The sequence below is a fragment of the Flavobacterium sp. ALJ2 genome, from assembly GCF_015594725.1.
Taxonomy (GTDB): domain Bacteria; phylum Bacteroidota; class Bacteroidia; order Flavobacteriales; family Flavobacteriaceae; genus Flavobacterium.
In genome coordinates this window covers 59,021-72,736 of sequence record NZ_JADNRC010000017.1, presented here as the reverse complement: position 1 = coordinate 72,736, position 13,716 = coordinate 59,021, and the positions used below count along the sequence as shown (strand labels likewise).

At 32.2% G+C, this 13,716-nt stretch carries 19 protein-coding genes and 1 pseudogene; 18 read left to right on the top strand and 2 right to left on the bottom strand.

Annotated features, from left to right (window positions below; all coding sequences use genetic code 11):
• Positions 1–7: 7 nt before the first annotated feature.
• The 4 genes from IUY40_RS17020 to IUY40_RS17005 all read left to right on the top strand — a co-directional run bounded on the left by IUY40_RS17020 (position 8) and on the right by IUY40_RS17005 (position 4,729).
• A complete protein-coding gene (locus IUY40_RS17020; protein ID WP_195738064.1) occupies positions 8–1,237 on the top strand; it encodes an efflux RND transporter periplasmic adaptor subunit in 1,230 nt (409 codons plus the stop codon).
• 10 nt (positions 1,238–1,247) lie between these two features.
• Positions 1,248–1,865 (top strand): class I SAM-dependent methyltransferase, encoded by a 618-nt coding sequence (locus IUY40_RS17015; protein ID WP_195738063.1) that lies wholly within the window; start codon positions 1,248–1,250, stop codon positions 1,863–1,865.
• On the top strand, positions 1,862–3,877 hold the full coding sequence (locus IUY40_RS17010) for a heavy metal translocating P-type ATPase (protein WP_195738062.1): 2,016 nt from the start codon (positions 1,862–1,864) through the stop codon (positions 3,875–3,877). Before IUY40_RS17015 ends, IUY40_RS17010 begins: the two co-directional genes overlap by 4 nt.
• A gap of 336 nt (positions 3,878–4,213) precedes the next feature.
• Positions 4,214–4,729 carry a helix-turn-helix domain-containing protein gene (locus IUY40_RS17005; protein WP_195738061.1) on the top strand — a complete coding sequence of 172 codons (516 nt, stop codon included), beginning with the start codon at positions 4,214–4,216 and terminating at the stop codon, positions 4,727–4,729.
• A gap of 43 nt (positions 4,730–4,772) precedes the next feature.
• Here IUY40_RS17005 and IUY40_RS19630 read toward each other — a convergent pair whose 3' ends face one another.
• Positions 4,773–4,901, bottom strand: a complete 129-nt coding sequence (locus tag IUY40_RS19630) for a hypothetical protein (RefSeq protein ID WP_255520470.1) — start codon at positions 4,899–4,901, stop codon at positions 4,773–4,775.
• Positions 4,902–4,961: 60 nt separating this feature from the next.
• On the opposite strand from IUY40_RS19630, the pseudogene IUY40_RS17000 reads away from it, so the two are divergent.
• Positions 4,962–5,276 (top strand): annotated as a pseudogene (locus tag IUY40_RS17000) (transposase); the annotation flags it as partial.
• A gap of 371 nt (positions 5,277–5,647) precedes the next feature.
• Here the strand turns inward: IUY40_RS17000 and IUY40_RS16995 are convergent.
• Positions 5,648–6,442 carry a S24 family peptidase gene (locus IUY40_RS16995; RefSeq protein WP_195738060.1) on the bottom strand — a complete coding sequence of 265 codons (795 nt, stop codon included), beginning with the start codon at positions 6,440–6,442 and terminating at the stop codon, positions 5,648–5,650.
• 321 nt (positions 6,443–6,763) lie between these two features.
• Here IUY40_RS16995 and IUY40_RS16990 point away from each other — a divergent pair, with 321 nt between their 5' ends.
• The 13 genes from IUY40_RS16990 to IUY40_RS16935 all read left to right on the top strand — a co-directional run bounded on the left by IUY40_RS16990 (position 6,764) and on the right by IUY40_RS16935 (position 13,701).
• Positions 6,764–7,684, top strand: coding sequence for a hypothetical protein (locus IUY40_RS16990; RefSeq protein ID WP_195738059.1), 921 nt, complete (start codon positions 6,764–6,766; stop codon positions 7,682–7,684).
• A gap of 22 nt (positions 7,685–7,706) precedes the next feature.
• On the top strand, positions 7,707–7,919 hold the full coding sequence (locus tag IUY40_RS16985) for a hypothetical protein (protein WP_195738058.1): 213 nt from the start codon (positions 7,707–7,709) through the stop codon (positions 7,917–7,919).
• On the top strand, positions 7,876–8,283 hold the full coding sequence (locus IUY40_RS16980) for a hypothetical protein (protein WP_195738057.1): 408 nt from the start codon (positions 7,876–7,878) through the stop codon (positions 8,281–8,283). Before IUY40_RS16985 ends, IUY40_RS16980 begins: the two co-directional genes overlap by 44 nt.
• Positions 8,273–8,605, top strand: a complete 333-nt coding sequence (locus IUY40_RS16975; protein WP_195738056.1) for a hypothetical protein — start codon at positions 8,273–8,275, stop codon at positions 8,603–8,605. The genes IUY40_RS16980 and IUY40_RS16975 overlap by 11 nt, the downstream gene beginning before the upstream one ends.
• A 221-nt stretch (positions 8,606–8,826) precedes the next feature.
• Positions 8,827–9,672: an ATP-binding protein gene (locus tag IUY40_RS16970; protein WP_195738055.1), complete on the top strand. Its 846-nt coding sequence runs from the start codon at positions 8,827–8,829 to the stop codon at positions 9,670–9,672.
• 59 nt (positions 9,673–9,731) lie between these two features.
• Positions 9,732–10,079 (top strand): hypothetical protein, encoded by a 348-nt coding sequence (locus IUY40_RS16965; RefSeq protein WP_195738054.1) that lies wholly within the window; start codon positions 9,732–9,734, stop codon positions 10,077–10,079.
• A gap of 135 nt (positions 10,080–10,214) precedes the next feature.
• Positions 10,215–10,493, top strand: a complete 279-nt coding sequence (locus IUY40_RS16960) for a hypothetical protein (protein WP_195738053.1) — start codon at positions 10,215–10,217, stop codon at positions 10,491–10,493.
• A 2-nt stretch (positions 10,494–10,495) separates the two neighbouring features.
• Positions 10,496–11,194, top strand: coding sequence for a DUF3164 family protein (locus IUY40_RS16955; protein ID WP_195738052.1), 699 nt, complete (start codon positions 10,496–10,498; stop codon positions 11,192–11,194).
• Between the two features lie 137 nt (positions 11,195–11,331).
• A complete protein-coding gene (locus IUY40_RS16950) occupies positions 11,332–11,532 on the top strand; it encodes a hypothetical protein (RefSeq protein ID WP_195738051.1) in 201 nt (66 codons plus the stop codon).
• A 407-nt stretch (positions 11,533–11,939) separates the two neighbouring features.
• A complete protein-coding gene (locus IUY40_RS19545; RefSeq protein ID WP_229335611.1) occupies positions 11,940–12,185 on the top strand; it encodes a hypothetical protein in 246 nt (81 codons plus the stop codon).
• Between the two features lie 272 nt (positions 12,186–12,457).
• Positions 12,458–12,745, top strand: coding sequence for a methyl-accepting chemotaxis protein (locus IUY40_RS16945; RefSeq protein ID WP_195738050.1), 288 nt, complete (start codon positions 12,458–12,460; stop codon positions 12,743–12,745).
• On the top strand, positions 12,742–13,194 hold the full coding sequence (locus IUY40_RS16940; protein WP_195738049.1) for a CHAP domain-containing protein: 453 nt from the start codon (positions 12,742–12,744) through the stop codon (positions 13,192–13,194). Before IUY40_RS16945 ends, IUY40_RS16940 begins: the two co-directional genes overlap by 4 nt.
• Before the next feature lie 15 nt (positions 13,195–13,209).
• Entirely contained in the window at positions 13,210–13,701 is a 492-nt protein-coding gene (locus tag IUY40_RS16935) for a hypothetical protein (protein ID WP_195738048.1), read from the top strand.
• Positions 13,702–13,716 lie beyond the last annotated feature (15 nt).

Genomic DNA, 13,716 nt, shown 5'->3' with positions numbered 1-13,716 from the left:
CCTTACAATGAAAAATATAAAGAACATAATCAGCCGTACCTCTGCGCTACTTTCAATTGCCTTTTTAATGCTGATTTCAACATCTTGCAACGAGAAGAAAACCGAAGAAAATCATGAAGAAGAAAAACCAGAAAATGAAGTTACATTAACTCAATCTCAATTCAAAACAGTTGGAATTCAATTTGGAAAAGTTGAAAATCGCAACCTAAGAACTATTATTAAAGCCAATGGATACACAACTGTTCCTCCGCAAAACTCAGCCAAAATTGCTACCTTACTTGGTGGTACAGTAAAAGATATCTTTGTTTTAGAAGGTACTTTTGTAAATAAAGGAAAAGTTCTGGCAACTATTCAAAACCTGGAAGTTGTGGGAATGCTTGAAGATTATAAATCGGCTACAGCCAATATCGAATATTTACAATTGGAATTCAATCGTCAGAAAACATTAGCTGATGAAAATGTAAATCCTCGAAAAACCTTTCAGGAAGTAAAAGCAAAACTAGCTGTAGAAAAAGCAAGAGCACAGGCTGCAAAAAACAAATTACAAGCATTAAATGTAAGTACATCCAGCAACAGCGCTTTAATTCCAATCACATCACCAATAAGCGGCTATGTAGGAGAAATAAGCATTGCAAAAGGAGCATTTGCAGAAACAGGAATTACTTTATTTGAAGTTTTCGATAATAGCCAAATGCACTTAGATTTAAATGTATATGAAAAAGATTTAGGTGATATTTCGATTGGTCAGGAAGTCGATTTTATCCTTACCAACCAATCGAATAAATCGATAAAAGGAAAAATATTTGGCATCAATAAATCATTCTCTAACGAAAGTAAAACAGTAGCTGTTCATGCCAAAATAAATCCAGATGATGCCAAAAATTTAATATCCGGAATGTATGTTTCTGCAAATATTAATCTTAACAAAGCAACAGTACCAGCTTTACCTAAAGGGGCTATTGTAAAAAATGGAGACAAATTTTTTATCTACATAAAAGAAGATTCTCATCCTAAAAAGGACACAAAACACAATCATGAAGAAGAATCTAAAGAAGCACATCAAGATGGACATGATGAAATACATTTTAAAGCAATAGAAGTTATTCCTGGTACAACCGATATGGGATATACCGAAATAAAATTTGTAACTTCAATCCCTGAAAATAGTCAAATTGTTACACAAGGAGCTTTTTACTTATTGGCAGCCCAAAAAGGTGGTGGGGAACACACACATTAAAAAATTTAAAATGAATAATAAGCAACATTGGGAAAATGTATTCACAACCAAAACTCCAAATGAGGTAAGTTGGACTCAAGAATACCCTAAAACTGCAATAGATTATATAGAAAACATAAAACTATCAAAAACTGCCAATATCATAGATGTTGGCGGTGGCGATAGCAACTTGGTTGATGCCTTATTAGCCAAAGGTTTTTTGAATATTTGGGTATTAGATATTTCGGAAGCAGCATTAGAAAAAACAAAAAAGCGCTTAGGTAAAAAAGCAAATTTGGTGCATTGGATTGTCTCTGATATTACCGAATTTACTCCTGATGTAAAATTTGACTTTTGGTATGACAGAGCAGTTTTTCATTTTTTAACTGATGATGAAAACATCAATAAATATGTCTCAGTTATAGAAAATGCAATAAATCCTAACGCTCATTTTTTACTAGGTACTTTTTCAGAAAATGGACCATTAAAATGTAGTGGATTAGAAATAAAACAATATTCTGAAAAGAATATGAAAGATACTTTTCAGAATAATTTTGAAGCATTACGCTGTTTTACCGAAAATCATATTACGCCATTTAACACCACACAAAATTTTCAATTTTGTGGATTTAGAAAAAAACAAATATGAAACATCAACATCAACCCGACGAGAACAACAAGGTAGTCGAATGTAAAACACCAGATAAAAGTCATTCAAAAGCATCTCAATCAGGATGTTGCTCTCATGATGAGTCAGAAACTCATGATGACCACGACGGACATGATCATTCGGGTGGAGACCAAACTGTTTTCCAGATGTTTGCTCCAGCTATAATTAGTTTTGTCTTATTAATTATTGCCATTGTTTTTGATAATTATGTTCCACAAACCTGGTTTACAGGTTGGATAAGAATCGTTTGGTATGTAATCGCTTATTTGCCTGTTGGTTTTCCAGTGGTTAAAGAAGCTTTAGAAAGTGCCAAAAAAGGTTCTTTCTTTTCGGAATTTTTACTGATGAGTATTGCCACAATCGGAGCTTTTGCTATTGGCGAATATCCCGAAGGTGTTGCTGTAATGCTTTTTTATGCCATCGGTGAGACTTTCCAGACATTGGCGGTTACCAGAGCAAAAGCAAATATTAAATCATTACTCGACCAGCGTCCTGATGAGGTCACAATTCTGGAAAACAATCAACCAAAAATTATCAAGGCAGAAAACGTACAAATTGGAGCTATTATCCAGCTTAAACCCGGAGAAAAATTAGGTTTAGATGGCGAATTACTCTCTGATAATGCTTCGTTTAATACAGCAGCTTTAACTGGCGAAAGTAAACCCGATACCAAAAGCAAAGGCGAAAGTGTTTTGGCAGGAATGATAAATCTTAATTCAGTTGCCGAAGTACGAGTTACTGCTTTATATACCGATAGTAAATTATCTAAGATTCTTGAAATGGTTCAGGATGCGACTACCAAAAAAGCGCCAACTGAATTGTTTATTAGAAAATTTGCCAAAATATATACTCCTTTTGTCGTGTATTCGGCTATTGCAATTTGCTTGTTGCCTTACTTCATTGTAGATGAGTATGTATTCCGCGATTGGTTGTATAGAGCATTGGTATTCTTGGTTATTTCTTGCCCTTGCGCCTTAGTTATCTCTATTCCGTTAGGATATTTTGGAGGAATTGGAGCAGCGAGTAAAAACGGAATTCTGTTTAAGGGTTCTAGTTTTCTTGATATCATGGCAGCTATAGAAGTTGTCGTAATGGACAAAACAGGAACATTGACCAAAGGAGTTTTTAATGTTCAGAAAGTTGTTGCAATAGGTATTCCAGAAGCCGATTTAGTGAAATATACTGCTGCACTCGAAACCAAATCAACACATCCTGTGGGAACAGCCATAATCGAATATGCAAAAGGTTCTGAAAAAGGTGTCTCAGTTACCGATGTAGAAGAAATTGCTGGTCATGGTCTAAAAGGAAAAGTCGATGGAAATGAAATCCTGGCTGGTAATGTAAAACTGATGAAGAAATTCAACATTGCTTATGATAACGAGATTGATACTACACCATTTACTATAATTGTAGTAGCTATTAACCAAAAATATGCCGGTTACTTTTTAATCGCCGATGAAATTAAAGAAGATGCCAAACAAGCAATTCAGAGTTTACATAGTATAAATGTAAAAACTGTTATGCTTTCGGGCGATAAAACGGCTGTTGTTAATGCTGTAGCAAAAGAACTAAATATCGATGAAGCTTACGGAGATTTATTACCAGAAAACAAAGTCGAGAAAGTAACAGCTCTAAAAGATAAAAACCTAAAAATTGCTTTTGTTGGCGATGGTGTAAATGATGCTCCAGTTGTTGCACTTGCTCATGCAGGAATTGCAATGGGAGGCTTAGGAAGCGATGCTACAATTGAAACTGCTGATATTGTTATCCAAAACGATCAACCAACAAAAATTTATACTGCTATAAACATTGGCAAGAAAACCAAACAAATCGTTTGGCAAAACATCACTTTAGCATTTGTTGTAAAAGCCGTTGTATTGATTCTTGGTGCCGGAGGTTTAGCAACGATGTGGGAAGCCGTTTTTGCAGATGTTGGAGTTGCATTATTAGCGATATTAAATGCGGTAAGAATTCAGAGAATGAAATTTTAAGCATTCTATTATTTTAGTAAAAGGGCGTTTGTACGATTTTGTATGAACGCCCTTTTTTGTTTTTATTTTTGAAGCTATACATAACAGGTTATTTTCTTCTTTTAAAAATTATAAAATGAATGATACACAAAGATTACATAAAAAACCTTGATAGTAGCTAATAAATCAACACTTTCGAATCACAACCCTAAAATTAAAAGATACATTCACAAATTATTTGGAATCACAATCATCATTATCTATAGCATCTTCTAATACCAAACAAAAATATAATATATACCAATTTTTATAATTGTTTTTTTTATGTTATATTTGGTCTATATTATAACAGTGATTATGGCGCATGCAAAAATTTTGGTAATTAAGGAAACTGAAAAAGAAATAAAAAATCTGCTCAAACAATCTATTCCATTTATTGGTCAACGTTTGAGAGTTCTACTGATTTTGAAGCAAAACGAAAAAGCAGGGATTTCTAAACGTGAGGTTGCTAAATTGGCGGGGGTTGACCCTAATAGCGTTCAGAATTGGAGAACATTATACCTTAATTCTGGAATTGAGGGTTTGATGAAGCATAAAAAAATAGGATTTAAGCCGTCGGCTTTTAATGCTATTGAACACAATATGTTGAAAACAAAACTCAACGACCCTCAAAATGGACTTCAAGGCTATGTTGAGCTTAAAGATTGGATTGAAAAAGAATCAGGAAAGACTTTTAATTACAATACGTTGCTTTATTACTGCATCAGAAATTTTAAATCAAGTGTAAAAGTAGCCCGCAAAAGTCATGTCAAAAAAGACGAAGATCAGGGAATCTCTTTTAAAAAGACTTCGGACGAATCTGTCAAGAAATAGCCCTAAATACGGTGGGTAATTTTGACTCTGTAAATTTATATTTTCAAGATGAATCGCCTTTTGGTTTGTTTACTCGAAATGGAAAATCAGTTACTGCCATTAGTGTAAAACCGATTTGTACTTTCCAACAAGTTTTTAAATCAACTTGGCTTTCTGGAGCTTTTTCCCCCATAACTGGAGACCATTTTCAATTAATACTCCCGCATTGCAACGCTGATAATTTCAAGTCTTTCTAAATAATTTCTCGAAAGAAAATCCGAAAGAACTCAAAATAATGGTGCTAGATAATGGAAGGTTTCATAAGGCAAAAAAAATAATCATTCCTGAAAATATTGTTTTGGTTTTTCTACCACCATATAGTCCAGAACTTAATCCCGCTGAAAAAATGTGGGCAAAATACAAACGAGAGTTTTCTAATAAATTTTATAATTCATTGGAAGATGTAGAAGATTTCATCACTAATATAGTAAAAGCTACAAGCAAAAAAGAGGTAATGAGCATCTGCGGATATAGCTATGTGTTTTTAGATAAAATTTGGACTATTTAATACGTGTGTTTGGTATAAACACTTTAAACAACCTTATCATTACACCAAATTTAAAGAACACAAAACACTCATTTAAAACAACATAGACAGTGCTGTTTTAAATATACATCTGTTTAAATACAACTTAGAATATTATATATTTATTTTTAGCATTAACATTGAAAAATCAAAAACTTAATAGAAAGGCTACAATTGAAGTTACATAAGTTAAAAAAACTACAGGCATAAGTGACCTTATAAGTACTTTTTGTCTTTACAAAACACCTTTTTTATGGTTTAAACCAGTACTTAATATCCTCTATATTTACTCAAAACGCAAAATAATGCCTTATAAACAGATACATTAAAGTATTTACTACCTTAAAACTTGCTTATTTTTTTATTTTATTTTCTAAAAACATAATTTTAGATTCCAAATCATTGACTCTTTCGTATAAATCAGCAGGATTTGGTAATTCAAAGGACAGATGCATCTTATATTCCCAAACCTCTATAATATCTTTTGGATTGATTTGAAAACTTGGATATTCTCTTCTATTATCGCTCTTACAGTAAAGATTACCATATTTTTCGATACGATTTAAAACACGTTTAACTACTATTCCATCAGTTTGAGAAATGATTACATAGACTCTATCGTCTTTAATATCACGTGCCCAATTCTCTACCCATTCACCAACTACAAAAGATTTATCATGTAATGTAGGATACATACTATGTCCTGAAATTTGGAACATTCTATATGTACCATGACTAAGATTAGGGAAGTTATAGGATGGTAACTTCTGTATAAATTTTGAATCACCATAACCCGTTAAATATCCTGCAGCAGCTTTTACAGGAACCAGAACAATATTATCGCTACCAGACTTATCAACAGTAACTATTTTAGGCATTTTACTCTGATCTTTTTGTTCAAGTATATAATCTGAATCTATACTCTCAGAATTTCGCCTATTCTTTTGGCCTTTATCTAACAAAAGCCATTCGAAATTTATTTCGAGTTTTTCTGATAACTTGATTAAAAAATCTATTTTAGGTAATGTTCCGTTGCGATAATTTCTAATATTTGCTTCGCTAGTACCCATTGCCTTTGCAAATCTAGAGTTGTTATCCGAAAAATACTCTATAGATATCTCGTTGATTTTTACTGTTATATCTTCCATATTCATTCAAATAAAATATTGTTCGAAAAAAAATTCGAAAATTTATTTTTTTTACTCGAAACATCTTTCGATATTTGCATAGACAAATAGAAAAAACCATTTGTAAAATCAAAGATATGAAAAATATTCTCCTGCACCCGAAACATAAAAGGAAAATAGCCGAGGATTTCGGTGTAAGTAAACAAACAGTAGATATGAGACTTAGCTACGTCTTTAATTCCTATAATGCAAAAAGAATCAAGCGAATTGCTAAAATCCTATTAATTTCAGAAGCAGAAAAAATTGAGGAGGAATCTGTAATAAATAGAAATAAGCGAAACTATGTTCAAATACAACTCTAATAATATTCTGTGTGTACAAGCTTCCTGGATTATTGAAAGCAGCATAGTAAGTACTGCTAATTACAAACAATTATGTTCTAGAGGACATCTTAAAAAACTTACTGTAGGTGGCAATGGCCGCAAAACTTTAATTCAATTTGATACCATGAGATCTGATATAAAAAATAAAGTAATAGAACTTGCCGGAAACCCTTATGCAAAAGTGACCACTATTCCTTTTACAGATTATATTGAACAAGATCAAAAAGCCTATAATTTTTATAGAAATTATACTTTCGATAATGGTGAAGCTCTTCATGAAAAAAATATTAAAGAATATTGCTGTAATGCCTCTGTAATGAATGCAATTAGTACCATTGTAAATTCAAAATTAGCACAACGTAAAGCTTTGGCTGGCTCTAAAATAAATGTTTGGAAAAAAATTGCAGAAGTCGTTTCTGAATTACCAAATCATACTTATCCACACACATTGCCAAAAAATCAAAGGATTCTTAGAAACAAGGTTAAACAGTATTTTATTGATGGTTATTCATTGTTTATTCATAAATCTTTTGGTACTAAAAATGCTAAAAAAATTAATGATGAAGCCAAAGCATTTGTATTGGCCTGCTCAACCAACCCTTTAAAGCGTATAGCTAATTATACGCAATTATTAAAAATATACAATCAAGAAGCTGAAATACAAGATTGGAAATTAATAAAATCGGAGCAATCACTAATTAACTTTTTAACTGATCCTAAAATAGAACCATTATGGTGGGCAAATCGTTTTGGAGAATTAAAATTTAAAGAAAAATTCACCATGCCGTTTAAGACTGTTCTTCCCTCTATGAGACATTCTCTTTGGTATTCAGACGGTACAAAAATCAATATGTACTATCAGAACGACAATGGAAAATGAAGACTATAAATGATATGAAGTAATGGACGCTTATAGTGAAGTATTTCTAGGTTATCATATCTCGGAAAAAGAAGATTATGAATCTGGATATAAAGCCTTTAAAATGGTAATAAAAACCTCTAGGCATCACCCTTATCAGGTGTCCTTTGATAATGGATCTGGTAATAAAAAGCTTCACAATGGTGGTTTTTTTGACAAAATTTTCTCATTTAGCAATAAAAACACAACCTTATAATGGTAAATCTAAAACTATCGAAAGTGCATTTGGAAGATTTCAAACTCAGTTTCTAGCGCAAGAATGGAACTCGACTGGTCAAAATATCACTGCTTCAAAAACATCTAGCCATCCAAATATGGAGTTCATATTGGCCAATACTGATAAACTTCCAACACTAAGCGAACTAAAAGCAATTTATCTTGAAAAACGCACACAATGGAACCAAGCGCCACATTACAAAACTGGTAAACCAAAAATCGACATGTATTTTGAGAGTATTAATCCTGATGCTCTAAAAGTTATCCCGTTTCAAATAGTCGATTTTTTTTTGGATCGAACGAAATCTACCAATTACTTGTACATCTTCGGGTGTGAGTTTTAAAGAAAAGAAAGTACAATATAATTATTTAATATATCAGGAAAATTCACGAGCAATAAATCAAGAATGGCATTTGAAAAATGTTAACCAAAAATTCTACATCAAATTCGATCCTGATGATATGAGTCTGATATATCTATATAAGAAAACACCATTAGGATTAAGATTTGTTATTGCTGCGGAAACCAAGATTGAAATACATCGAGGACAGCAAGATCAAGAAGATTGGGAAACACAATATTACAGAGATCAAATTGAAGCTACTAAACAAACAAGGATCGATATTCGAAATAAAACGGAAGAGAACTTACAAAAAATAGTATGAACGCTGAGAGTTACGGATTTATAAATCCAAATCTGAAAGGAATTAACAACGGTAGAAAAAAAATCCGAGCCTAAAAGGCGAACTAACAAAACAAAGAACTGATATCGCCCAATATCAAAAAAAAATGAGTGAGGTAGTCTTAAGCACAAATACAGAGGATATCTATGATCTGATGTAAAATGAATTGCTAAGCAAATTAATCCTAAAATTATAAAAACAATATGACAACAGAATTTAAAAAACAAGTTAAAGAGAAACTAACAAGTTACATTCTTCAAAAAGGAAGTCAAAACAAAGCTGCTAATTCACTAAATGGTATTTCTGCTACCTTGCTTTCGCAAATTATGAATGATAATCACCAAAACATATCTGAAATGATGTGGCGCAATGTAGCCTCACAAATAGGATGCAGCTCCAAAAAATGGTTTTGTGTTGAAACTACTGATTTCAAAATAATATCTAAAATATTAGAAGATGCACAAAAGCATGCTAACGTTTTTGCTTTAACAGGCGATGCAGGTTCTGGAAAATCAATGTCTTTTGAAATCTATACAAAAAACAATAAAAATTCTTATCTGTTGAGTTGTGCTGAATACTGGAATCGCAAAGAATTCCTAACTCAAGTACTTTTAGCAATAGGAGTTGATTATAGTGGTTTTTCTGTTGTAGAAATGATGAATGAAATTGTAAAAAAATTAAAATCTCAAGAAACCCCTCTTATTATATTAGACGAAGCTGACAAATTACCTGATACCGTATTATATTTTTTTATCACATTATACAACCGATTAGAAGAACACTGTGGAATTGTACTTTGCGCCACTGATCATTTATCAAAACGTATCAATAAAGGAATCAAACTAAACCGCAAAGGATATAAAGAAATTAACTCTCGAATTGGTCGTCATTTTATAGAATTAAAAGGAGTTAGTTTCATAGATATAACACAAATATGTATTGCCAATGGTATCGATGACGTAAAATCAATAAAGGCCATATTCGCTGATTCTGAAGGTGATCTTAGAAGAGTAAAACGAAAAATTCAGGCAGTTCAAAACCAAATTTAGTCTTATACAATTTGACCTTAAAACAAGATAATCATGCCTACAACAAATCAAAAACTACAATGAGTACTCAGGATTACGAAAACATGCTCTTAGGGTCTTATGTAAGATGGTGCGAAAGCGTAACTGTTGATGCCCGTGAATATCAAAAAGTCTTTGCTAATGCAAAAATTAATAAATGGTACATAGCAGAATATGCGAAATGTGAAACTGAATTTAACTTGTTGACTCAACGCTATGAAAAGTCGATTACAACCGAAGATTTTAAAAGATGCTACAACAACTGTACGTATAAAATGTTCAATCAAAAACCATCAATATTAATACAGGAAATTACAATAACACCAACAATAGATTCCTTCAAATTTTATGGCACAAAAAACTCATCCCTAACCTTTAATCTAAATTAACAATGACAATTTCTCAAATAGAAGCAAAAATACAAGAATTAGAAACTTGGTTAATCCATAACCCACACAACCCCCAACGTAATTTGATAGAATCAGATTTAAAAAAATTAAAAACCCTTTTAGAACAAAAAAATTATGAATAATGATCAAATAACCAATCGTATCGCATTACTATATCTAGCACTACAGTTTTGCTCTGAACAAATGAAAATGTTTACCGCTGGTGAAAGAATTTGTATTAACCAAGAACGGTTTCAATGGTTACACATTCTATCGGAGCCTGAAGCTGAACCTCGTCCGGTTTCGGTAGCTATTGAAGCCAAAATAAGTAATGTTATTAAACTCATTGAGACATATAAATTCAAGCCATCTTATGAAGATCCTTTTAACAACGAAATAGTAAATACTCTATAATTATGAACATAGTAACAACAGATATAAATAAATCATTTGCTCTAACAGGATACTCAGCTCAAGAATTAAAAGATGCATTAGCAATTGTAGAGGGCAAAAAAAATGCAGACAGAGAAGCTTATAAAAAACTTGTAGCTGAGACTGTTCCAAAAGCTATGTTTAAGTTATATGCTACATCAGAAATGATTAGTAATGCCAAGACTGAAACGTTCCGATTTTTTGAGACTATTTTGGATTTAAAAAATCAAGTGTATGGCTTAAAAGAAAAACAAATGTCGCATACGTTCTCTATTAATAAGGAAGAAATTACAATTGGATATCGCATTAATGACGGCTGGGATGATACTGTTACTGCAGGAATTGAGAAAGTTCAAAATTATATTTCTTCTCTATCTACAAGTCCAGAAACCGCTGCCTTGGTTAAAATTGTTTTTAACCTCTTAAAAAAAGATGCTAAAGGAAACTTAAAAGGATCTCGTGTTTTAGAATTACAAAAATTAACTAGAGATTTTAATAATGAAGAGTTTACTGATGGTGTCGAAATTATTGCTGCCGCTTTTAAACCAGTACGTTCTAGCTGGTATATCGAAGCAAATTTAATTAAAGATGACGGCTCTAAAAAAAATGTTCCGCTATCTATGTCATCTGCAAATTTTTTAGGTGACTATTCATTCGACTTTTTTAAACAACCAATAGAATAATCAAATGCAATCGGGTAATAATATCAGTACAATAATCCTGTTGGGAATTTTATTAATAATTTCCAACCTTAAGCCAATCCTGTTGTTTCAGGAATGGCTCTATTTTAAGATAAATACAACTTTTAAACAATATAAAAATGAGCGTAAAAATAAAACCAATTACAGACCATGAAAGTTATGAAGTAAATAATCATACTGTTTTTAAAGATAGTAACGGAAACTGGAGATCTAAAAATGACTTATCCCATAAGGAACGTCAGGCTTTTATTCAATATGAAAACATTGTAATTAAAAACCCCAAGTTTAAAAAGCATACTAAAGCTTTATATAAAGGCTAATTTACAATCTTTCTGAAGCTTACAAGTTCTTACAGAATATTTTACGTAGCCCTACTCGTACTACAAAAAGTATAAAAAAAAGTTCCTGTTTTCTTTTTAAGAAAGCAGGAACCCAAAAACAGGCATTTCTGCCTAAATAAATAACACAAAACCATTCTTTTTCCTGGTCGTTCCCATGTCATAATTGTCATTGGAACAGGATCGTCATGCGGGGTTTGCTGACTTATTGCATTAAGGATTTTTTGACTGATAATTTGTTCAGTACAAAAAGTCTTTAGCAGAATCACTTCAGAATGAAGTGCAACAATCTTGGCATTAAAAGAAGTAAAACCATTGTTGATTAAAAGGATCAAATGGCTTTGGTTATTAAAAAAATTTATAAATCATTCATCTTATTTTTTACAATTATGTCAATACCAAACAACAGAAGTCTCGGAATTCAAAAAAACAAACTATTACGCTATAAGCTTATCAAAGAATTATATCAAAAGCACAAAACTGAAGACATACCTACTACAGTGGTCTGGCGTAAATATGTTTATCCTGTTTACCCTATTTCAAGAACTACTTTGTACGAAATTCTATGTACTCCTATCACTTCTGAGTTAAAAAAAATAGAAGAATTAATCAACAGTAAAAATAAATCCTCCTAGTAGTTTTCTGCTGCAAAGATGTGTTATTAAAAACGAAAAAATATTGACTTGTTCAGTATCCGTACACAACTGTAAATCAACAGAACACAACCGTAAAAGCACCTTGCATTCGTTTTTTTAAGAGCTATTTTAGGCTAACCTTTGTAATCTCAAAAGGAAACAACTGTAGCAATTACTTATAGAAAAATCAGGCCAAATTTCTTCAAAAAACAATACTAAAGCAGTTCCTTAAAACAAAAAACTAACCTAATCCCTCTTTTACAAACCATTGAATGGAACAATTTTTATACCCCACCCTTACCGCATTTTTTGCCACATTAATTACCTGGTTCTTCTCAAAGAGAAAATCATTGGCCGAAGACAGAGCCGCCGAACTTGATAACGCTGTAAACGCAGTTAAGTACTATCGGGAATTATTAGATGATATTTCTGCAAGGTTAACTGCTGCTACTGAAACAATTAAGAAGATGGAAATACAACATAGAGAATTGATGCTAATAAATCAACAATTGGTCGATGAATTGCAAAAATTCAAACAATTAAACGGAAAACAGATATGACACTTGCACAAAAAACACTCGAAATTGCCATTGCCCAAATTGGTGTGGAGGAAATTCCAAAAAACACTAATTCTGGTCCAGAAGTCGAAATTTATTTAAGAAGCGTAGGACTTACCAAAGGATATTCTTGGTGCATGGCTTTTATTTATTGGTGTACCCAAAAAGCCGCTCTTCAAATAGCCTCCAAAAATCCTTTAAAAAAAACTGGTGGCGTACTGGATCAATACAATTCAAGACCACTTTTAGTAAAGACCATCCCTCAGCCTGGAGACATCTTTATACTCGATTTAGGAAAAGGCTTAGGACACACCGGAATAGTCGAAAAAGTAGCAGGGAACATAATTCATACTATCGAAGGAAACACCAATGATAACGGAAGTCGCGAAGGCTACAAAGTATGCCGAAGAAAAAGAGAAATAAAAACTATTAAAGGATTTTTAAGATTATAAAATCAACTATATCATATGAGCAAAAATTTAAACCGCATTGTTTTTTTGTTTTTTTCTGTCTTAGTACTGGTTTCGTGTAGTAGCCCGAAACCGGTTCTAAGCGAAGACAAAACGAAGACCATTACTATCAAAGAAACACTACATGACACCGTTTTTAAAATAGAAAAAGACAGTAGTTCCTTCAAGGCATTATTAGAATGTCAAAACGGAAAAGTAGTCCTTAAAAATGTTACTCAAGCCGAACCAGGGCGTACATTAAAAAGCCCAAGGGTTCGTCTTGAGAACAATAAACTTAGCGTGGATTGTGAATTAAAAGAACAAGAACTCTACGCCTTTTGGAAATCCCAACAAGTAAAAGAAGTGGAAATAAAAACAGTTCGAACAACAGAATTCACGAATGTTTTAACCTTTTGGCAAAAAGTACAAATCTGGTTAGGACGTATCTTTCTTCTGGTATTGTTTTTTTATATCGGCAAACCCTTCTTTAAATTCTACAGGCCTTTTTAAGGACTAGAATTCTAT